This window comes from Devosia sp. 919 (assembly GCF_013185965.1).
Lineage (GTDB): Bacteria > Pseudomonadota > Alphaproteobacteria > Rhizobiales > Devosiaceae > Devosia.
Genome location: NZ_JABAOL010000001.1, coordinates 1,556,922 through 1,576,200 on the forward strand (window position 1 = coordinate 1,556,922; position 19,279 = coordinate 1,576,200).

Sequence of the window (19,279 nt, forward strand, 5' to 3'; positions counted from 1 at the left end):
GAAGGGGGCGGGTCCGAGTGGTCCGCCCCCATCATTCTTTTTAGTCGAGATAACCCTGCGCCTGCAAATGGGCAACCACCTCTTCGGCGAGGTCGCTGGGCTCGCGGGTGCCGCCGGCGAGCACCAGTTCGGGGTTCTCCGGCGCCTCATAGGGGCTGTCGATGCCGGTGAAGTTCTTGATCAGGCCGGCGCGGGCGCGGCCGTAAAGGCCTTTGGGATCACGTTTTTCAGCCACTTCCAGCGGGGTGTCGACATAAATTTCGATGAACTCCCCCGGCTCGAGCGCTTCGCGGGCCATGTTGCGCTCGGCGCGGAAGGGGGAGATGAAGGAGGCGAGGACGACGAGGCCGGCGTCGACCATGAGTTTGGCGGTTTCGGCGACGCGGCGGATGTTTTCCACCCGGTCGGCTTCGGTGAAGCCGAGATCGCGGTTGAGGCCGTGGCGGACATTGTCGCCGTCGAGCAGGTAGGTGTGCTTGCCCAGGGAGGCGAGGCGCTTCTCGACGAGGTTGGCGATGGTGGATTTGCCGGCGCCCGAGAGGCCGGTGAACCACAGTACCACCGGCTTTTGGCCCTTGGCGGAAGCGCGGAGTTCCTTTGATACGTCAAGGGCTTGCCAATGGATATTGGTGGCGCGGCGCAGGCCGAATTCGATCATCCCCGCGCCGACCGTCAGGTTGGATAGCCGGTCGATGACGATGAAGCCGCCCATGGTTTTGTTGAGGGCGTAGGGCTCGAAGGCGACGGGTTCCTGGGTGGAGAGATTGACGAGGCCGACTTCGTTGAGCTCGAGGGTTTTGGCGGCTAACTTACTGAAATTGTTGACGTCTGTCTTGTGCTTGATCTCGGTGAAGCTGGCGCTGACCGTGCGGGTGCCGATTTTGATCCAGTAGGAGCGGCCGGGATTGAGTTGCTCGTCACTCATCCAGATGACGTGGGCGGCAAATTGATCAGAGATTTCAGGGCGTTGTGTGGCATCTGCCAGCACGTCGCCGCGGGAGATATCGACCTCGTCTTCAAGGGTGAGGGTGACGGCTGCGCCCGCAGAGGCACTGGCCAGCTCGCCGTCGGCAGTGACGATGGAGCGGATGCGCGAGGTGCGGCCACTGCCGCAAACCACAATCTCGCCATTTTGATGAACGGTACCTGAACAGATCGTGCCGGCGAAACCGCGGAAGTTGAGACTGGGCCGATTGACCCACTGCACCGGCATACGGAAAGGTGCGTCTGCCGCAGCCGTACCCACCGGTACGCTTTCCAGATGCTGCACCAGGGTCGGACCGGTGTACCAGCCCAGATTGGCGCTGCGGGCCATGACATTGTCGCCAAAGCGGGCGGACAGGGGAATGGGCGTTATGGCGGCAAAGTTGAGCCCGGCCGCGAAGCTCTGATAGTCGGCGACGATGCGGTCGAAGACGTCCTGTGAGTAATCCACCAGATCGATTTTGTTGACGGCCAGGACGATGTTGCGGATGCCCAGCAGCGAGGTGATGAAGGAATGGCGTCGGGTTTGGGTGAGAACGCCCTTGCGCGCATCGATCAGGATGACGGCCAGATCGGCGGTGGAGGCGCCGGTCGCCATGTTGCGGGTATATTGCTCGTGGCCGGGGGTGTCGGCGACAATGAACTTGCGCTTGTCGGTGGCGAAGAACCGGTAGGCCACATCGATGGTGATGCCCTGTTCGCGCTCGGCTTCGAGCCCATCGACGAGGAGGGCGAAGTCGATGTCCTCGCCCACGGTGCCGTGCTTGCGCGAGTCGCGCTCTAGAGTGGCGAGCTGGTCCTCCATCAGGAGTTTGGTATCGTAGAGCAGGCGGCCGATCAGGGTCGACTTGCCGTCATCGACGCTGCCGCAGGTCAAAAAGCGCAGCAGGTCCTTTTCCTCGTGGCGGGTGAGGTATTGCGCGAAATCGCTCCCGGGGGCTGCAAGCTCGTTCATCAGAAATAGCCCTCGCGCTTCTTTTTTTCCATCGAGCCGGATTCGTCATGGTCGATCAGCCGGCCGGAGCGCTCCGAGGTGCGCGCGACCAGCATTTCCTCGACGATTTCGGGGAGGGTGGTGGCGTCGGATTCCATAGCGGCGGTCAAGGGATAGCAGCCAAGGGTGCGAAAGCGGACGCGTTTGAGCTGGGGCTGTTCGCCGGCGCCGAGCGGCAGGCGCTCGTCATCGACCATGATCCATTGGCCGCCCCGCTCCACCACCGGGCGCTCGGCGGCGAAATAGAGCGGCACGATGGGGATGGCTTCCTTGAGGATGTATTGCCAGATGTCGAGCTCGGTCCAATTCGAGAGCGGAAATACCCGGATCGATTCACCCGGCTTGATGCGGGCATTAAAGAGGTTCCAAAGCTCGGGGCGCTGGTTCTTGGGATCCCAGCCGTGGTTTTCGGTGCGGAAGGAAAAGATGCGCTCCTTGGCGCGGCTTTTCTCTTCGTCGCGGCGGGCGCCGCCAAAGGCCGCGTCGAATTTGTGCAGCGTCAGCGCCTGCTTGAGCGCGTCAGTCTTCATCACCCCGGTATATTGCGAGGAGCCGTGAGTGAACGGGGTGATCCCCTGGGCGAGGCCATCCTGATTGGTGTGGACGATAAGCTTCATGCCGGCCCGGGCGGCCGCTTCGTCGCGGAAGCGGATCATCTCGCGGAACTTCCAGGTCGTATCGACATGAAGGAGCGGGAAGGGGGGCGGGGACGGAAAGAAGGCCTTCTTCGCCAGATGCAGCATGACTGAGGAGTCCTTGCCGATCGAATACAGCATCACCGGGTTGGCGAACTCGGCCGCCACCTCGCGCATGATGTGGATGGACTCGTCTTCGAGCCGCTTGAGATGGGTCACTTTGGGGTCGGACACGTTAAAGCTCCGGGGCGGGTGGCGCCGATCACTGGCCCAGAGGGGCCAGGGCCGATCGGGCAACAAGTTTGGGATCGCCAAAGGCGATGAAAGGGCAATTGGCGAAATCGACGTCATCGGCCTGATTGCGCTTGTTGTACAAAAAAGGGCTGCCATCGGGGCGGGTGACGATGCCGCCCGCCGCGCGCAGCACGGCGTCACCCGCTGCAGTGTCCCATTCCATGGTGCGCCCGAAGCGAGGATAGATATCGGCTTCGCCGGCCGCCAGCATGCAGAACTTGAGCGAGGAGCCGCGGGTGACATAGGAGGCCACATCATGGCCGGCGAGCCATCGGTCGGTTTCGGGTGTCGCATGCGAGCGACTGGCCACGGCAATGGCGGGACCACTGGCCGGGCGCACCCGGATGGGGTGGCGCTCGGCGATGGTGAAATCAACCACCGTTCCGGCGATCGCCTCGGCATGGGCGCCGCCGTAAATGAGCCCGAGCGCGGGTGCGAACACCACGCCCAAGACGGGTATGCCCCGTTCGATCAGGGCGATATTGACGGTGAACTCGCCATTGCGGGCGATGAACTCCCTGGTGCCATCCAGCGGATCGACCAGAAAGAACTTTTCGCCCGTGGGTGGGATGCGACCGGCAGAGGCTTCTTCCTCCGCGACTACGGGGATGGAAGGCGCCAGACGCTTGAGCCCGGCAAGGATCACGGCTTCGGCGCGCTTGTCGGCTTCGGTGACGGGCGTGCCATCGGGCTTGCCGGCAACCGCAATCGGGCCGTCGCCATAAACGGCCATGATCTCGCGCCCGGCGGCCAGGGCAAGATCGAGCAGGGCATCAAGGCTGAGTTCAGTCATGGCGCAATCGTTGATCCCTCAAGGGGGCAGGAGTGGGGCGGCAGCTGGTGGTCGCAAGGCAGGTTCGTGACCGCATCAAGACCTGCCCCGCGGGGCTGTCAAGTTGACGGAGCAGCGCCAAGCCCTGGTTTGCCACTTCGGCGCGGCATGGAATTTCGGCGACCGGGCGAGCGGCGCACTGGGCCTGAACCATGGGTGCGCGGCCGAGGCCGGTTGTGCCTCTCCCCGGCGCCAGCTGTAGAAACTTGTCCCCATTTGGTGCGGAGCGCGGATTGGGATCGCGGTGGCGCCGCGCTGCAACAATGGCGGGATGAGCGGGCATAGTTCAGGCACGAAGGAGCCGCTCAACGGTGTGCTGGGTGGACTGCTGCCAGGGGGGCATGACAACGCCGTGCGTCGCGCGCAGCTTGCTGCAATCGAGACGCGAATTGGCGGGACGCGGGGCAGGGGTCGGATAGGCGCTGGTGGGGATGGGGTGGATGGTGGCGGCGGGGCCGCCCAGGCCTTCCGAGATAGCCATGATTTCGGTCGCGAAATCGGCCCAGCTGGCATCGCCCGTGCCGGCGCAATGAAAAATCCCGCGCAGCGCCTCATCAGGGCTGGCGACGAGGTTGCCCGCGACCTGGAGAATGGCATCAGCCAGATCGAGAGCGGCGGTAGGGTTGCCCAGCTGATCGGCGACAACATTGATTTCGGGGCGCTCGGCGGCAAGGCGAAGCATGGTCTTGAGGAAATTGGCGCCAAAAGGGGAATACACCCAAGCGGTGCGCAAGATGGCGTGGTTGGGGGTGGCGGCGGCCACGGCGTGTTCGCCGGCCAGCTTGGAAGCACCATAAATGCCGAGCGGCGCGGTAAGGTCGGTTTCCCGATAGGGCCGGGGTGCGGCGCCGTTGAAGACGTAGTCGGTGGAGATATGGATCACCGGCAGGTTCAGCTGCGCAGCGGCTCCGGCAACAGCACCTGGCCCGATGGCATTAACGGCAAAGGCCAGCTCGCGCTCGCTTTGCGCCTTGTCAACCGCGGTATAGGCCGCGGCCGAGATGATGGCATCGGGTTTTGCCGCGGCGATCGCGGGCGCGATGGTGGTGGGGTCGGCGAGGTCGAGCTGAGGACGCCCGACGGGGATAATCTCGACCCCGGCGGCGGCGCCGCGCTCGAGCAGGGCCGTGACCAGCTGGCCTTTGCTGCCGGTAACAAGCAGGCGCATGGCTCAGGCCTTGCCGCCGGCGATGACGCCCAGGCGTTGGCCGGCATAGCGGTTTTCGAGGGGCTGCCACCACCAGCTGTTGTCGAGATACCAGCGCACGGTTTTTTCGATCCCGGTGTCGAAGGTTTCCTCTGCCCGCCAACCCAGTTCGGTTTCGAGTTTGGTGGCATCAATGGCATAGCGCTGGTCGTGGCCGGGACGATCCTCGACGAACGCGATCAACTCGCCATGGGGTGCGGTTTCGGGGCGCAGCGTGTCGAGCACCACGCAGATGCGTGTGACGACATCGATATTGCGCCGCTCATTGCGCCCGCCGACATTATAGGTCTGGCCGGGGCGGCCATGCTCGGCGATGAGGTCGAGGGCGCGGGCATGGTCCTCCACATAAAGCCAATCGCGCACATTCTCGCCCTTGCCATAGACCGGGAGGGGTTCGCCGCGCAGCGCCTTGAGGATGGTCAAGGGAATGAGTTTTTCGGGAAAGTGGAAGGGGCCGTAATTATTGGAGCAGTTGGAAACGACGACCGGCAGGCCATAGGTGCGATGCCAGGCGTGGGCGAGGTGATCGGAAGCGGCTTTCGACGCCGAATAGGGGGAGGAGGGATCATAGGGCGTGGTTTCGCTGAACAGGCCCTCAGGCCCAAGCGAGCCATAAACCTCGTCGGTCGAGACATGGAGGAAGCGGAATTTTTCTCTGTCTTCGCCCTCAAGGCCTGACCAGTATGCCCGCGCCGCCTCGAGCAGCGCAAAGGTGCCCATGACATTGGTGTGCATGAAATCGGCGGCCCCGGTGATGGAGCGGTCCACATGGGTTTCGGCGGCCAGGTGCATGACGCGCTGCGGCGCAAAGCTGGTGAAGGCCTCGGCCATGGCGGCGCGGTCGGCAATATCAGCGCGCAGGAGGCGATAGCCGGGGTGGTTTTCGACGGCGCGCAGGGAGCTCAGATTGCCGGCATAGGTGAGCTTGTCGACATTGAGCACCTCATATCCGCGCTCGAGCACCAGATGGCGCACCACGGCCGAGCCGATAAAGCCCGCTCCTCCCGTTACCAGAACCCGCATGGTCTTGCCTCCTTCGCGCCCGCGGCGCCCTAGAACGGATTGCCGATTTGCGACAGGGTTGGTTGCGCCCGATCCTTGGCCGACAGCACCGCCGCATCAGCCGCGACCGGCCAGGGGATGCCCAGCGCCGCATCGTTCCACAACAAGCCCTTGTCATGCTCGCGCGAATAGGACGCGCTGACCTTGTAGAGGATTTCGGTGTTCGGCTCGAGCGTGGCAAAGCCATGGGCAAAGCCGATGGGCACAAGGATCTGGTTGCCCTCAGCAGCGGTGAGAACAGCGCTCACATGCTGGCCAAATGTCGGGGAGTTCTGCCGCAGATCCACCGCCACATCGAAGATGGCGCCGCGCAGCACCCGGACGAGCTTGGCCTGGGCAAAGGGGGCGGTCTGGAAATGCAGGCCCCGCACCGTGCCCTGGGGGACTGAGAGGGACTGGTTGTCCTGCACAAACGGGATATCGATGCCGTGGGCGAGGAGCGCGGCGCTGTTATAGACTTCCGAGAAAAAGCCGCGCTCGTCGGCATGGCGAACGGGCGTGATGATCTTGACGTCTGGGATGGCGAGGCTCTGGATCTGCATGGGGTGCGGCCTCAGCTGTCTTCGGCCAGGATCTTGAACAGGTAGCGGCCGTAGTCGCTTTTCCCCAGCGCTTGGGCGCGCCGTTCAAGGCCGCAGCGATCGATATAGCCCATGCGAAAGGCCACTTCCTCGGGGCAGGAAATCTTGACGCCCTGGCGCTTTTCCAGCGTGCCGACGAATTGGGAGGCATCGAGGAGGCTATCGGGGGTGCCGGTATCGAGCCAGGCATAGCCGCGGCCCATCAGCTCGACGGCGAGCTGGCCGCGCTCGAGATAGGCGCGGTTGACATCGGTGATCTCGAGCTCGCCCCGGGGGGAGGGAGAGAGATTGGCGGCGATGTCGACCACCTGGCTGTCGTAGAAGTAGAGCCCGGTCACGGCCCAGTTGGATTTGGGCGCGCGCGGCTTTTCCTCGATGGAAAGGGCCTGCATGGCGCCATCGAATTCCACCACGCCGTAACGCTCGGGATCGGCCACATGATAGGCAAAGACGGTGGCGCCAGCGGGCCGCGACACGGCGGAGCGCAGCAATTCGGGCAGGCCGTGGCCGTAGAACACGTTGTCGCCCAGCACGAGGGCGGAGGGGCCGCCCTGGAGGAACGGGGCGCCAATCACGAAGGCTTCGGCCAGGCCATTGGGCTGGGGTTGCACGGCATAATGCAGCGAGAGACCCCATTGCGCGCCATCGCCGAGGAGGCGCTGGAAGCTGACCTGGTCATCGGGCGTGGTGATGAGGAGGATCTCGCGGATCCCCGCCAGCATCAGGGTGGCCAGCGGATAATAGATCATCGGCTTGTCGTAGACTGGCATCAGCTGCTTGGAAACGGCCTGGGTCACCGGAAACAGCCGCGTGCCACTGCCCCCCGCCAGAATGATGCCCTTCATGGTCTTTGGTCCCCAGCGCCCCCGCCTGCAGCAAGGCTGTACGGGCCACCGAGTGGGGTCAATTGAGCCGCGCTAACCAGGAGGAGCGAAGGCGCGCGCCCCCCTACAACAATCTGCTTAGATTGCCGCGCCGGAGGCGCAGAAAAGGCTTGTAAGTCTAAACCCGTAGGACACTATGGGGTGGTGCTGGAGCCGTGCGTCCGGCACGGGCGCGTGGGCAAGGCGCGCCGCTGGGGGAAGCGCGCATGACCATGTTCAGCCAGGAGGTGCCAGCCGAGGATGCCCCCATCGATCTGCGCGCCATTGTGGGGCTGCTGCGGCGGCAAACGCGGCTGATCCTCCTGATCGCAGCCCTCGTTGCGGGTGGGGCGGTGCTGGTGAGCCTCTTGCTGCAGCCGGTTTATACGGCGAGCGCGCTGGTACAGGTGGATCCGGCGAGCAAGGATCTGCTGAACCCGCAAAATCAGTCGGCCACGGTCGGCAGCGACAATGCGCGGGTGGAAAGCGAAGTGGAACTGGTGCGCTCCGACCGGGTGCTGCTGCAGGTGATCGAGGACGAGAACCTGCTCGCCGATCCGCAATTTGCGCCGGGTCTGGGGCTGCGGGACAGCATCATGGCCTTTCTGCACCTAGGGCCGCCCGTCCCGGAGGGGCGCGAGGTGCAAGGCGAGGTGCTCAACACGCTGCGCGCGGCGGTGAGTGCGGAGCGGCGGGGCCTGACCTATCTCATTGCCGTCGAGGCGCGCTCGAGCGATCCCGCCGCCGCGGCGCAACTCGCCAATGCGGTGGCCGAGGCCTATATCGAGCAGCAGGTGCGCGGCAAGATCGACAGCACGCTTGTGTCGCGCGACGTGCTGCAGGAGCGCATCAACCAGGGGCGGGCTGCCATCCTTGCCAGTGAGGGTGCGTTCGACCAGTTCATTGACGACAACCTTATCCGGATCGATGCCGAGGGCGCGGGAAGCACAATTGCACAGTTGCGTGCGCAGATCGACCAATTGCAGGCGGAGCGGAGCCAGCAAGCGGGCCTGGCGGATCAGCTGTCCCGGCAGGTAGCTTTGGCCGATTGGCAGGGCAGCGCGGAGCTGCTGGGCTCGGATGCGTTGCGCGATCTGGAGCGCGAAAGGGTGGAGATCAGCGCCTCGCTCGCCACGACGGCGCCGGAGTCACCCGCCTTCCCGCAAATGCGCTCGCAACTCGATGAGGTGGAAGGCCGCCTGCAGCAAACCGCGACCGCAGCGCTTGGCACACTGCGCACCCAGATGACCCGGGCCGAGGGCCGCGAACAGGTGCTGCGCCAGCAGATGCGCCAGAATGTGCTGGGCACCCAATTGCCCGCCGACGTGGTCACGGGCATGTATGAACTCCAGCAAGGGGCGGCACTGGCACGACGCCAATATGAAATGCTGCTGGCGCGCGTCCAGGATTTGGATGCACAGGCGTCGCTGCAGGTCGCCGATAGCCGTATCGTGTCGCCCGCACTTGAGCCGACCCGCCCCAGCTTTCCCAACCCGGGGACAACTTTGTTTCTTGCGGCATTTGCGGGGCTGGGGCTCGGCGTCGGCTGCGCCTTTCTTTACGAGAATTTTCTTGGCGGCTTCACCTCCGAGCAGCAAGCCGAGGCGGTGCTGCGCCACCGCGTGGCGGCGGCACTCCCAATGCACAAGCCGGGGCGCCGGGGCATCACGGCGCCGGCCGATGCACTAGTCCATGCGCCCTTGTCGGCGTTCTCGGAAGCGGTGCGCCGCATCCAGGGCTCGATCGACCAGTTCGCCGGCAACACCAAACCCGGCACCAGCGAGATTGTGGTGGTAACCTCCACGCTCCCCGACGAAGGCAAGACCATTGCCGCCCTAGCGCTGGCGCGCTCCTATGCGCTGGCGGGGCGCTTGACCCTCTTGATTGACGGGGATCTGAGAAAGCCCAGTATCCACAAGGCGCTTGACTTGGAGCCATCCGAGGGATTGCTCGACTTCCTGGCTGACAAGAGCGAAAGCCTCAGCATTGCTTCGCTGATCCGCAAAGACCCGCACACTGAATTAACCGTGCTGATGGGCGCCAGGCGCAGCGATATTCCGACGGACCAGCTGGTAGCGGGGGGCGGCTTCCGGCGGTTAATCGAGGCGGCAGCGGAGTCCTTCGAGGTCGTGGTGATCGATTCGCCCCCGCTCGCCCCGGTGGTGGACGGGCTTTATCTGGCGCGCTTTGCCACGGCGGCGATCTTTGTGGTGCGCTGGGCGAGCACGCCACAGACTGATGCCAAGAAGGGGCTCGCCGCGCTCGATGAAGCGGTGCGGCCCGGTGCGCCCGTACTGGTCGTGCTCAACGGAGAGGAGGTGCCGCGCTCGCGCTATGAGGCCCATTATGGCGGCTATTATGTCGATCCGGCTTGAGCCCAATCGTGCCGGTCAGCCCGGGGCGGCAATGTTGCGGGTCTTCGCGTATCTTGATAGAATTACCTAAGTAACGAAACAAGCCGCGCGCACCGGCACTGTTTAGCCAACCGTTTCAGCCGGGTTTTGGTGGCGCGCACGCCAAGGCCATGCCCAATTGGCACTTTGTTCTCAGCACCTGCACCAAGTCAGCCGCAGCGGGGGTTAACGCAAGTTTAATGATTAAGCCGGATCCTCATGCCCTAGCCAAGCCGCCGTCCGAAACGGCCGGAGAACCGGGCATGACGACGCAAGCCCTGAGCAAACGAGAGCGGTTGCCCATTGCGCGAGGCTGGATCGTGCTTGGCTTTGTGGCCCTGAGCTGGATCGTGCTGGCGCTTTGCATCATTGGCTTTTGGGCCGTGCTGCAGCTGTTCTTTTAGCCCGACTGGGATCCCATTCGGTTCCCGCCCAAACGGCGAAACTACGGCATAGCCCGCCCGCAAACAGCGACACTTCTACCGGTACTCTGGCTCTGCTAAGTGATCCCTCACTGTTGCGTGGGGATTGTTGATGCATATTGCTGTTGTGGGAACCGGTTATGTGGGGTTGGTCAGCGGCGCGTGCTTTGCCGATTTTGGCCATACGGTGACCTGCGTTGATCTGAACGAAACCAAGATCGAAGCGCTCAAGCGCGGGGAAATCCCGATTTTCGAACCCGGTCTCGACCAGTTGGTGGTGGATAATGCCGCCGCCGGGCGCCTGCTGTTTACGACGGACCTCGCCGAAGCGGTCAGGGATGCGGATGTGGTGTTCATTGCGGTGGGAACGCCGGCGCGCAATGGCGACGGTCATGCCGACCTCTCCTATGTCTATGCCGCCGCCGCTTCCATCGCCGAGGCGGTGACGGGCTTTACCGTCGTTGTCACCAAATCCACCGTGCCGGTGGGTACGGGCGACGAGGTCGAGCGCATCATCCGCGAGACCAATCCAAATGCGGACGTCGTGGTGGTGTCCAACCCCGAGTTCTTGCGTGAAGGGGCGGCGATCCATGATTTCAAGCTGCCCGACCGCATCGTCATCGGCATCGAGGACGAGCGGGCGCGAGAGCCGATGACCGAGGTGTATCGCCCGCTTTACCTCAACCAGGGGCCGCTGATGTTCACGGGTCGGCGCACCTCCGAGTTGATCAAATATGCCGCCAATGCGTTTCTGGCGATGAAGATCACCTTCATCAACGAGATGGCCGATCTCTGCGAAAAAGTCGGCGCCAATGTGCAGGACGTCGCGCGCGGCATGGGGCTCGACAACCGCATCGGCACCAAGTTCCTCCATGCCGGCCCGGGCTATGGCGGGTCGTGCTTTCCCAAGGACACGTCGGCCCTCGCCAAGTCCGGCCAGGACCACGAGGCGCCGATGCGGCTGGTGGAAACCACTATCGCCATCAATGACGGGCGCAAGCGCGCCATGGGGCGCAAGGTGATCGCGGCGATGGGTGGGGAAGTGCGCGGCAAGACCGTGGCGGTGCTGGGCCTGACCTTCAAGCCCAATACCGACGACATGCGCGACGCGCCATCGCTCTCCATCGTGCAGTCACTGCTCGATGCGGGCGCCAAGATCCGCGCCTATGACCCCGAGGGCATGGAAGCGGCCAAGGCGATGATGCCCGACATCCATTATGCGCGGGATGCCTATGACGCGGCAGACGGCGCCGAGTGCCTGGTGCTGGTGACGGAGTGGAGCGAGTTCCGCTCGCTCGATCTCGAGCGGCTCAAGGGGACGATGAACGCCCATACCCTTGTGGACCTGCGCAATGTGTATCGCGGCAAGGAAGTGGAAGCGGCCGGCTTCCGCTATGCGAGTGTCGGGCGCCCCTAAGGGCGCCCGCACGGGCCTATTCGGCGGCCAGTGGCTGCTGCTCGATGGTGTCGCGGAAAAACGCGATGGTCTTTTCCAGACCCTCGCGCAGCGCCACATTCGGCTCCCAGCCCAGCACGTCGCGTGCCTTGCTGATATCGGGCTTGCGCTGCTTGGGGTCATCCACCGGCAGATCGGTGTACACGACCTTGGAGCCTGAATTGGTCAGCTCCACCACAAGCTCGGCCAGTTGGCCAATGGTGAACTCCACCGGATTGCCGGTATTGATCGGGCCGGTGACTTCCGGTCCAGTATTCATCATGCGGTGCATGGCGTCCACGAGGTCGCTGACATAGCAGAATGAGCGGGTCTGGTTGCCGGTGCCGTAAACGGTGATCGGCTTGCCCTGCAGCGCCTGGACGATGAAGTTGGACACGACGCGACCATCGGCCGGGTGCATGTTGGGGCCATAGGTGTTGAAGATGCGGATCACCTTGATCTGCACATCATGCTGGCGGTGATAATCAAAGAACAGGGTTTCGGCGCAGCGCTTGCCTTCGTCATAGCAGGAGCGCGGGCCGATCGGGTTCACATGACCCCAATAGCCTTCGTGCTGGGGATGCACCTCCGGATCGCCATAGACTTCCGAGGTCGAGGCTTGCAGCACCGGCACGCGCAGGCGCTTGGCGAGCCCGAGCATGTTGATGGCGCCCATGACGCTGGTCTTGGTGGTCTGGACCGGATCGAACTGGTAGTGCACCGGCGAAGCGGGACAGGCCAGGTTGTAGATCTGGTCCACTTCCACATAAAGGGGGAAGGTCACGTCGTGGCGCATGAACTCGAAGCGCTTGTTGTCGAGCAAGGCTTCGATATTGCGGCGCCGGCCGGTAAAGAGATTGTCGACGCACAGCACTTCATTGCCTTCGTCGAGCAGTTTTGCGCAAAGATGCGAGCCGATGAACCCGGCGCCACCCGTGACCAAAATGCGCTTGCTCATGCAGACTCCGTCAAATTCAAGGTTTGTAGCTTGCGCGTAAAGCCTCCGGGCGGTGCCAGCAAGGACTTTTGCGTGTCGCGGGCCGCGCGCGAGTTCAGCGTCGCACGCGGCGGCTGAGCGAACTGGCTGAAACGGCGAGGAGAATAATGCCACCGACAAGGATCTGCCGCACATAGCTATCGACGCTGAGCTGGGTGAGGCCGTTGTCTAGGATACCGAGGATCAGCACGCCGACGATGGTGTAGAGCAGGCGCGGCTCGCCGTGCTCCGAAAGGGTGGAGCCCAGAAACACCGCGGCAATGGCGTTGAGCATAAGCCCGCTGCCCTGGGTCGGGTTGGCGGAAGCGACGCGGCTGGCATACATGATGCCGGCGAGGGCCGCCGAGCCCCCAGTGAGGGCAAAGGCGATGAGCTTGAGCTTGCGCACGGCCACGCCGCTGAGATGGGCCGCCTCCATATTGCCGCCCATGGCGTACAGCCGGCGGCCAAAAGTGGTCTGCTCGAGGAGGGCCCAGGCGAGCGCGGCCACGGCAATGGCGAGGAGCGTAAGGTTCGGGATGGCGATGGCAACGCCGCCCCATTCACCCAGCGGTAGGCCGCCGCGGGCGAAATCGCCGAACTCGGTAGGGATCGCGCGGCCCGAAATGGTCTTGCCGCCGCTGACGACGAAAGCGACGCCCGACACCATGGTGAGGGTGGCAAGGGTCGCGACAAAGGGGAGGATGCCGACATAGGCGATCAGCGCGCCGTTGATCGCCCCACCCACGACGCCGACGAGGAGGCCAATGCCCACGGCGGCCCAGATCGGCACGCCAAAGGTGAACAGAATGGCGACCACAATGCCGGCTAGGCTCGCCATGGAGCCAACGCTGAGATCGAAGTCGCCCATCACCATCACGATGGTCATGCCGGCAGCAACCACGATCAGCATGCTCATCTGCTGGCTGATATTGAGCCAGTTGCGGGCGGTCATGAAGGTGTCCGGCAGCAGCACCCAGAAGGTGACGAGGATCAGCGCAAAGCCAAGGAGGGTGCCATAGCGGCGAAGGAGGGTGAGCATCGAATTATCCTGTGGCGCGGCCGTAGCAGAGATTGAGCAGCTTTTCCTCGTCGAGGGCTGAGGCGGGGAGGATGTCGCTGATGGCGCCCTCGCGCATAACGGCGATGCGGTCGGCCATGCCCAAAAGCTCAGGCAGATCGGAGGAGACCAGCACCACGCCCATGCCCCGCGCGGTCATGGCGCGGATGATGGCATAGATGTCGAACTTGGCGCCGACATCGACGCCCCTTGTGGGCTCGTCGAGCAGCAGGAGGCGCGGATTGCCCACCAGCGCCTTGGCAAAGATCACCTTTTGCTGGTTGCCGCCGCTGAGCTCCTCGGCGCGCTGCCGGGGGCCGGCGGCTTTGAGGCGCACGAGCTCGCCCTGTTGGGCGGCCAGCGCCATCTCGTGGCGGGGCGTGAGGAACGTGCCCCAGCGGCTATGCGCCGCCAGATGGGGCAGGGTGGTGTTCTCGAAAATGGGGCGAGTGAGGACGAGGCCTTCGGAGCGGCGCTCGCGCGGAATATAGCTGACCCCGGCACGCCAGGCATCGGCCGGGCTGCGGGGGCGATAAGGGGCGCCATCGAGGCGCATGGTGCCGCCACCCGCGGCAAGATCGCCAAACAGGGTGCGCAACAATTCGCGCTGGCCGGCATTGGCGATGCCGGCGATCCCCAGCACTTCCCCGGCATGGACGGCAAAGCTCAGCGGCTTGGCGCCGCGCGGGGTGAGCGCCTCGGCGGCGAGCACCACGGCTTCCCCCGGGGCGGTGGTGCGCGGCGGATAGGCCTCCTCGACGCGGCGGCCGATCATCAGGGAAACGAGATCGTCATGCGTGATGTCGGCGATGCGGCCAGTATCGATGCTGCGCCCGTCGCGGATCACCGTGGCCATGTCGCAGATGGCCATGACCTCGTCCAGCCGGTGCGAGACATAGAGCACGGCAGCGCCTCGGGCACGCAGCTGACGCAACACGGTGAAGAGGCGCTCGGATTCGCCGCGGCTGAGGGCGGCGGTGGGCTCGTCGAGCACGTAAAGGCGCGCGGGGGCGTCGGCCTCGCCGATGAAGGCGGCGGAGATGCGCACCAGCATCTGGTCGCCCAGCGACAGGCGCCCGAGCGGGGTGGCGGGATCGAGATGGGTGATACTGAGGAGCGCGAGGGTTTCGCTTGCGGCCTGGTTCAGGCGTCGCCAATCCACAAAGGCACCGGCGCGGCGCGGATAGGGGCGCCCCAGAAAGATGTTTTCCGCCACCGACAGCGCCGGAACGACATTGAATTCCTGGTGGATGAAACGAAAGCCGAGCCGATAGGCTTCGCGCGGGCTGCCGATGCGGATCGGGGCGCCGTCGAGGGTGATCTCGGCGGTGTCGGGGGCAACCACGCCAGCCAGGATCTTGATCAGGGTGGATTTGCCCGCCCCGTTCTCGCCCATCAGCGCATGGATTTCCCCGGCGCTGATATCGAGATCGACACCGCGCAGGGCAGGCACGCCGCCATAGGCCTTGGCGACGCCGCGCAGCCGCAGCAAGGGCGAAGAGGAGGGAACCGGCGGCGCGGGGTCGCCGGGCAGGGGATGGCTCAGCGTTTATTCCTCGCCCACATTGGCCGAGGTGATGAGCTTGGAGGGCACATAGATGACGCCCTGGACAATCTCCTCGCCCGCCAGCACTCGCTCGACGGCATCAGCGGCGGCGGTGCCGATGCCGGCAAAATCCTGGGCCACGGTGGCTTCGAAATTGCCCCCGGCGCGGATGGCGTCGCGCGCCTGGGGATTGGCGTCGATGCCGGTCACGACAATGCCTTCGCCTTCGCGGCCAGCCGCCTCGATGGCCTGCAGCGCGCCCAGCGCCGGCTGGTCCCAGGCGGCCCAGACCGCCTTGATGCTGCCCGGCTCGGGATTGGCGGCAAGGATCGCTTCCATCTTGGCGCGCGAATCGGCAATGCCGCCATCGGACACATCGGGGGTCACGCGATCGAGCACGGTGATATCGGGGAAGTTGCCGAACACCGCGTCGGCCACGACGCCGCGCACCTGGACGGGCGGGAAGGCCTCGAAGACGAACATCACGATATTGCCCTCGCCATCGATCCGGTCGGCGACATAGGCGGCGGTTTCGGCGGCCATGGCATAGCCATTGCTCGTGACATTGGTGACGAGCAGCGGATCGGAGCCCGCATCCATGCCGATCACGGGAATGCCGGCATCCTCGGCGGCGCGCAGGCCCGCAGTCACCTGGGTCGGATCGACATTGAGCACGATGGCATCAACGTTCTGGTTGACCATGTCTTCCATGCGGCTGATCACGGCCGCGACGTCGCCGGCGGTGTCGATCACATTGACGTCCCAATCCTTGCCTTCTGCGGCCGCCTCGAAGGCTTCCACATAGAACTGCGTGCCGGGCTGGGCCAGATAGGGGGTGATCACCGCGATCTTGGATTGGGCGAGGGCAGCGCCCGCGCCAAGGCTGGCGGAAAGCAGAACAGTGCCGGCGAGCAGGCGCCGCGTCGTGGCCCGGGTAATGGTCATGTGCTGGTGTCCCCCAATGCGGCGGGCCGCAAGGGCCCGCGCGTGTTTCCTTTTTCTCGCCGGCACCATATGGGAGAGCCCAGGGATCGGCTAGAGTTTTGAGGACCGGCGCGTGGCGAAAAGCACACTTATCGGCGTGGATGTGGGGACAACCGCCACCAAGGCCGTGCTGATTGGGGAAGGGGGCGAGCGGCTGGCCGCCTTTTCGCAGGCTCACCCCACCCACCGCCCGCAGCCGGGCCATGCCGAGCAGGACCCGCGCGACTGGATGGCCGGCGTGTTGGCCGCGCTCGAGCGCTTTGCCGCCGAACATGACTTGAGCGGGCTGCAGGCGATCGGCATCTGCAGCCAAGTCAACACCCATGTGTTCGTCGATGGCGCAGGAGAGCCGCTCCTGCCCGCGATCACCTGGCAGGATACGCGCACGGCCCCCGATGCGGCCGCGCTCGAGGCGCAGGTGACGCCTGAGCAGAAGCTCGCCTGGTTTGGCGGCCCGGTGCCGATCGATGCCAGCCATGCTCTGTCACGCATGGCCTATGTCCGGCGCGTCGATCCCGCGCTTTATGCCCGGACAGCGCATGTGCTGCTGCCCAAGGATTTCTGCGTGCTGCAGCTGACTGGAGCCGTGGTGAGCGATCCCGTTTCGGCCGTGGGCATGGTCAATGAGCAGGGCTATGTCGCTGATCTGCTCGATCTCGTGCCCGGCGCCGCTGCCAAGCTGCCGCCGCTGGCGAGCTTTACCACCGTAGCCGGACGGGTGCGGGCCGGGCTGCCCTGTGCGGGCACCCCGGTGGTCGTGGGCGCCATGGATGCCTGGGGCGGGATGTTCGGCGTCGGGGTCGTGGGCAATGGCGATGCGATGTATCAAAGCGGCACCAGCGAGATTGCCGGGATCGTGTGCGCAACCGTGGTGCCTACTCCCGGGGTGATCCTGTTTCCGCCCTATGAAGGGATCGTCATGCATGCCGCGCCCACGCAAATGGGCGGCGCGGCGCTGGGGTGGTTTGCCGGAGTGCTGGGGCGCAGCCCGGCCGACACCGCGGCGCTGGCCGGCAGTGCCAAGGGAACGGTGCCGCTGTTCTTGCCGCATCTGCAGGGGGAGCGGGCGCCGCTTTGGGATGGGCAGACGCGCGGCGTCTTTGCCCGGCTCGATCCGAGCGCAGGCGCCCCCGAAATGGCGCGCGGCGTGCTCGAAGGGGTGGCCTATGCCGCGCGGCTGGCCTTTGATGCCCTGCGCCAATCGAGCGCTGTCGAGCCCGAGGTCATCAATATCGGCGGGGGCGGTGCCCAATCGGACCTCTGGTGCCAGATCCGCGCTGATGTTTTGGGCAGGCCCCTGCGCCGCTGCGTGGCGCCGGAATCAGCAGCGCTGGGCGCGGCGATCCTCGCGGGGCAATCGCAGGACGCGAGCACGCCGCTCGCCGAAGTGGTGCGCCGGCTGGTGCGGTTCGACCGGGTGTTCGAGCCCGATCCGGCGATGGCGGATTACCATGCCGCGCGCCTGGGGCAGTATCGGCGGCTTTATGAGGATCTGCGGGGGTTCAATAGCGGGTTCTGATGGGGCGGTTCCCGGTTCCGTAGTCTCAGTGACGTGGTGGGGTGGTGCGGTGGGTCGCTGATGGACCCCACCCTAGCCCTCCCCTCAAGGGGGAGGGACGGTTCGCGTTTGTGGCGGGGCTGGCGTTTGCAGCCTTGAGCTCTCTTGTTGTCAGCTCCGTTGAGGCAGTCAGGCCTCCCTCCCCCTTGAGGGGAGGGCTGGGGAGGGGGTGGTGCGGTGGGTCACTGATGGACCCCCACCCCCGGCCCCTCCCCTCAAGGGGGAGGGGAGGCATGAGCCAGGAGGATTGTTCTTGTGGAACAGCCTTAAAGCGCGGGGGTGGTACCCAGACCGAGTGCCCCGATGCACACCCTCCCCCTTGAGGGGAGGGATGGGGTGGGGGTTCAGGCCCGTCCACGAGGTGGGTGGTTGCTTAAGCCCTCGAAATCGGGGGCGCTCCACACAAAACTCCACTCGCGCCCCGACGCCTGCACCCCCACCCTAGCCCTCCCCTCAAGGGGGAGGGGACGGTTCGCGTTTGTGAAGGGGCCGGTGTGTGTTTGCAGCCCTGAACTATTTTGTTCTTCAGTCTCAATGTCGGCAGTCTAGCCTCCCTCCCCCTTGAGGGGAGGGCTGGGGAGGGGGTGTTTCTGGTGATCACTGATGGGCCCCCACCCCCGGCATGAGCACCTCTATCTGTGCAATTGCCCGCCTAAACCCGGAACCAGTCCAGGCACCCCAGGGGCAGGATGGAGTTGCTGACGAGGAGGGCGCCGTTTTGGTAGAGGGCGGTGGTGTTGCCGCCCTGGGAGAGGTCGACGGCCCAGAGCTGGTTGTTAGGATCGCTCCAAAGGAGCCGGGCGCCTGATTGCTGGATGGCGGTGAGCGCCTCTCCGGGAGTAACGCCGGGGCGGAACATTACCATGACGCTGTCCAAACCCGGCGCCGGAAGGGCGGCGAGGGGAGCGGCGACGACGACGGCGAGAACCAGGGCCAGGGGCGAGCTCATCAGGCGGCGCCCGCCGGTGGGGCGGCGGCGCAGGAGCAGGCCGGCGACAAAGGGCACAATGCCGAAGATTGCGAGCCAAAGCAGGTCCCAGAACAGGGGATTGTCCACATCCATGCGGATGCGGTGAATGCCCAAGAGCCAATGGGAGAGGACGGCATCGATGATATGCCAGGTGCCAAAGCCGAGGAGCGCCATGGCAAGCAGCAGCCGGTCGGCGCCGGGTTCGGCAAAGGCCTGGCGCGAGCGCCACAGCAGCCATAGGCCAATGGCGGTCACGATATACATGAGCAGGTGGAACAGCCCGTCGGTCATCACCAACACGCGCAGGTCCTGGCGGGCCTGTTCGAGCCCGCTCAGCAGATGGTGCCATTGCAGCACCTGATGCAGCAGAATCCCGTCAAAGAACCCGCCGAGCCCGAAACCGATGGCAAAGCCGGCCCAGCCGAGGCGCCCACCCAAGTTCCTGCCTTCGGTTGCCGCCATCGCCTGTGCCATTCCTTGCCT

16 protein-coding genes are annotated in these 19,279 nt (G+C 64.9%); 4 read left to right on the top strand and 12 right to left on the bottom strand.

Annotation, left to right across the window (positions count from 1 at the left end; translation table 11 throughout):
* Window positions 1–40: 40 nt before the first annotated feature.
* The 7 genes from cysN to rfbA all read right to left on the bottom strand — a co-directional run bounded on the left by cysN (window position 41) and on the right by rfbA (window position 7,434).
* Entirely contained in the window at window positions 41–1,939 is a 1,899-nt protein-coding gene (gene cysN, locus HRQ64_RS07485) for a sulfate adenylyltransferase subunit CysN (protein WP_172122822.1), read from the bottom strand.
* Window positions 1,939–2,790, bottom strand: a complete 852-nt coding sequence (cysD, locus tag HRQ64_RS07490; RefSeq protein ID WP_248307003.1) for a sulfate adenylyltransferase subunit CysD — start codon at window positions 2,788–2,790, stop codon at window positions 1,939–1,941. The genes cysN and cysD overlap by 1 nt, the downstream gene beginning before the upstream one ends.
* Window positions 2,791–2,875: 85 nt before the next feature.
* Window positions 2,876–3,700: a 3'(2'),5'-bisphosphate nucleotidase CysQ gene (gene cysQ / locus HRQ64_RS07495; RefSeq protein WP_172122824.1), complete on the bottom strand. Its 825-nt coding sequence runs from the start codon at window positions 3,698–3,700 to the stop codon at window positions 2,876–2,878.
* Window positions 3,701–4,025: 325 nt separating this feature from the next.
* Entirely contained in the window at window positions 4,026–4,907 is an 882-nt protein-coding gene (rfbD, locus tag HRQ64_RS07500) for a dTDP-4-dehydrorhamnose reductase (protein ID WP_172122825.1), read from the bottom strand.
* A 3-nt stretch (window positions 4,908–4,910) separates the two neighbouring features.
* Entirely contained in the window at window positions 4,911–5,969 is a 1,059-nt protein-coding gene (gene rfbB, locus HRQ64_RS07505; protein WP_172122826.1) for a dTDP-glucose 4,6-dehydratase, read from the bottom strand.
* A gap of 29 nt (window positions 5,970–5,998) precedes the next feature.
* Entirely contained in the window at window positions 5,999–6,550 is a 552-nt protein-coding gene (gene rfbC / locus HRQ64_RS07510; RefSeq protein ID WP_172122827.1) for a dTDP-4-dehydrorhamnose 3,5-epimerase, read from the bottom strand.
* 11 nt (window positions 6,551–6,561) lie between these two features.
* On the bottom strand, window positions 6,562–7,434 hold the full coding sequence (gene rfbA, locus HRQ64_RS07515) for a glucose-1-phosphate thymidylyltransferase RfbA (protein WP_172122828.1): 873 nt from the start codon (window positions 7,432–7,434) through the stop codon (window positions 6,562–6,564).
* Window positions 7,435–7,679: 245 nt separating this feature from the next.
* Between rfbA and HRQ64_RS07520 the strand changes: the two genes are divergently transcribed.
* The 3 genes from HRQ64_RS07520 to HRQ64_RS07530 all read left to right on the top strand — a co-directional run bounded on the left by HRQ64_RS07520 (window position 7,680) and on the right by HRQ64_RS07530 (window position 11,684).
* A complete protein-coding gene (locus HRQ64_RS07520) occupies window positions 7,680–9,827 on the top strand; it encodes a Wzz/FepE/Etk N-terminal domain-containing protein (protein WP_172122829.1) in 2,148 nt (715 codons plus the stop codon).
* A 281-nt stretch (window positions 9,828–10,108) separates the two neighbouring features.
* Window positions 10,109–10,249: a hypothetical protein gene (locus tag HRQ64_RS07525; protein WP_164854759.1), complete on the top strand. Its 141-nt coding sequence runs from the start codon at window positions 10,109–10,111 to the stop codon at window positions 10,247–10,249.
* A gap of 130 nt (window positions 10,250–10,379) precedes the next feature.
* Window positions 10,380–11,684 (top strand): UDP-glucose/GDP-mannose dehydrogenase family protein, encoded by a 1,305-nt coding sequence (locus tag HRQ64_RS07530; RefSeq protein WP_172122830.1) that lies wholly within the window; start codon window positions 10,380–10,382, stop codon window positions 11,682–11,684.
* A gap of 16 nt (window positions 11,685–11,700) precedes the next feature.
* Here the strand turns inward: HRQ64_RS07530 and HRQ64_RS07535 are convergent, their stop codons facing one another.
* The 4 genes from HRQ64_RS07535 to HRQ64_RS07550 form a co-directional block, all read right to left on the bottom strand.
* Complete coding sequence (locus HRQ64_RS07535; protein ID WP_127752443.1) at window positions 11,701–12,660, bottom strand: UDP-glucuronic acid decarboxylase family protein; 960 nt, start codon at window positions 12,658–12,660, stop codon at window positions 11,701–11,703.
* Between the two features lie 94 nt (window positions 12,661–12,754).
* Window positions 12,755–13,720: an ABC transporter permease gene (locus HRQ64_RS07540; RefSeq protein WP_172122831.1), complete on the bottom strand. Its 966-nt coding sequence runs from the start codon at window positions 13,718–13,720 to the stop codon at window positions 12,755–12,757.
* A 4-nt stretch (window positions 13,721–13,724) separates the two neighbouring features.
* Window positions 13,725–15,230: a sugar ABC transporter ATP-binding protein gene (locus tag HRQ64_RS07545; RefSeq protein WP_172122832.1), complete on the bottom strand. Its 1,506-nt coding sequence runs from the start codon at window positions 15,228–15,230 to the stop codon at window positions 13,725–13,727.
* Window positions 15,231–15,287: 57 nt separating this feature from the next.
* Window positions 15,288–16,229, bottom strand: coding sequence for a substrate-binding domain-containing protein (locus HRQ64_RS07550; protein ID WP_172122833.1), 942 nt, complete (start codon window positions 16,227–16,229; stop codon window positions 15,288–15,290).
* 112 nt (window positions 16,230–16,341) lie between these two features.
* Here HRQ64_RS07550 and HRQ64_RS20465 point away from each other — a divergent pair, with 112 nt between their 5' ends.
* Entirely contained in the window at window positions 16,342–17,787 is a 1,446-nt protein-coding gene (locus HRQ64_RS20465) for an FGGY family carbohydrate kinase (RefSeq protein WP_172122834.1), read from the top strand.
* 691 nt (window positions 17,788–18,478) lie between these two features.
* On the opposite strand, the gene HRQ64_RS07560 is transcribed toward HRQ64_RS20465, so the two are convergent.
* Entirely contained in the window at window positions 18,479–19,270 is a 792-nt protein-coding gene (locus tag HRQ64_RS07560; protein WP_172122835.1) for a DUF2243 domain-containing protein, read from the bottom strand.
* Window positions 19,271–19,279 lie beyond the last annotated feature (9 nt).

Coding starts and splice junctions, on each gene's coding strand:
- cysN (WP_172122822.1), bottom strand. CDS start 1,939: ATGAACGAGCTTGCAGCCCCCGGGAGCGATTTCGCGCAATACCTCACC.
- cysD (WP_248307003.1), bottom strand. CDS start 2,790: ATGCGCGAGGTGGCGGCCGAGTTCGCCAACCCGGTGATGCTGTATTCG.
- cysQ (WP_172122824.1), bottom strand. CDS start 3,700: ATGACTGAACTCAGCCTTGATGCCCTGCTCGATCTTGCCCTGGCCGCC.
- rfbD (WP_172122825.1), bottom strand. CDS start 4,907: ATGCGCCTGCTTGTTACCGGCAGCAAAGGCCAGCTGGTCACGGCCCTG.
- rfbB (WP_172122826.1), bottom strand. CDS start 5,969: ATGCGGGTTCTGGTAACGGGAGGAGCGGGCTTTATCGGCTCGGCCGTG.
- rfbC (WP_172122827.1), bottom strand. CDS start 6,550: ATGCAGATCCAGAGCCTCGCCATCCCAGACGTCAAGATCATCACGCCC.
- rfbA (WP_172122828.1), bottom strand. CDS start 7,434: ATGAAGGGCATCATTCTGGCGGGGGGCAGTGGCACGCGGCTGTTTCCG.
- HRQ64_RS07520 (WP_172122829.1), top strand. CDS start 7,680: ATGACCATGTTCAGCCAGGAGGTGCCAGCCGAGGATGCCCCCATCGAT.
- HRQ64_RS07525 (WP_164854759.1), top strand. CDS start 10,109: ATGACGACGCAAGCCCTGAGCAAACGAGAGCGGTTGCCCATTGCGCGA.
- HRQ64_RS07530 (WP_172122830.1), top strand. CDS start 10,380: ATGCATATTGCTGTTGTGGGAACCGGTTATGTGGGGTTGGTCAGCGGC.
- HRQ64_RS07535 (WP_127752443.1), bottom strand. CDS start 12,660: ATGAGCAAGCGCATTTTGGTCACGGGTGGCGCCGGGTTCATCGGCTCG.
- HRQ64_RS07540 (WP_172122831.1), bottom strand. CDS start 13,720: ATGCTCACCCTCCTTCGCCGCTATGGCACCCTCCTTGGCTTTGCGCTG.
- HRQ64_RS07550 (WP_172122833.1), bottom strand. CDS start 16,229: ATGACCATTACCCGGGCCACGACGCGGCGCCTGCTCGCCGGCACTGTT.
- HRQ64_RS07560 (WP_172122835.1), bottom strand. CDS start 19,270: ATGGCACAGGCGATGGCGGCAACCGAAGGCAGGAACTTGGGTGGGCGC.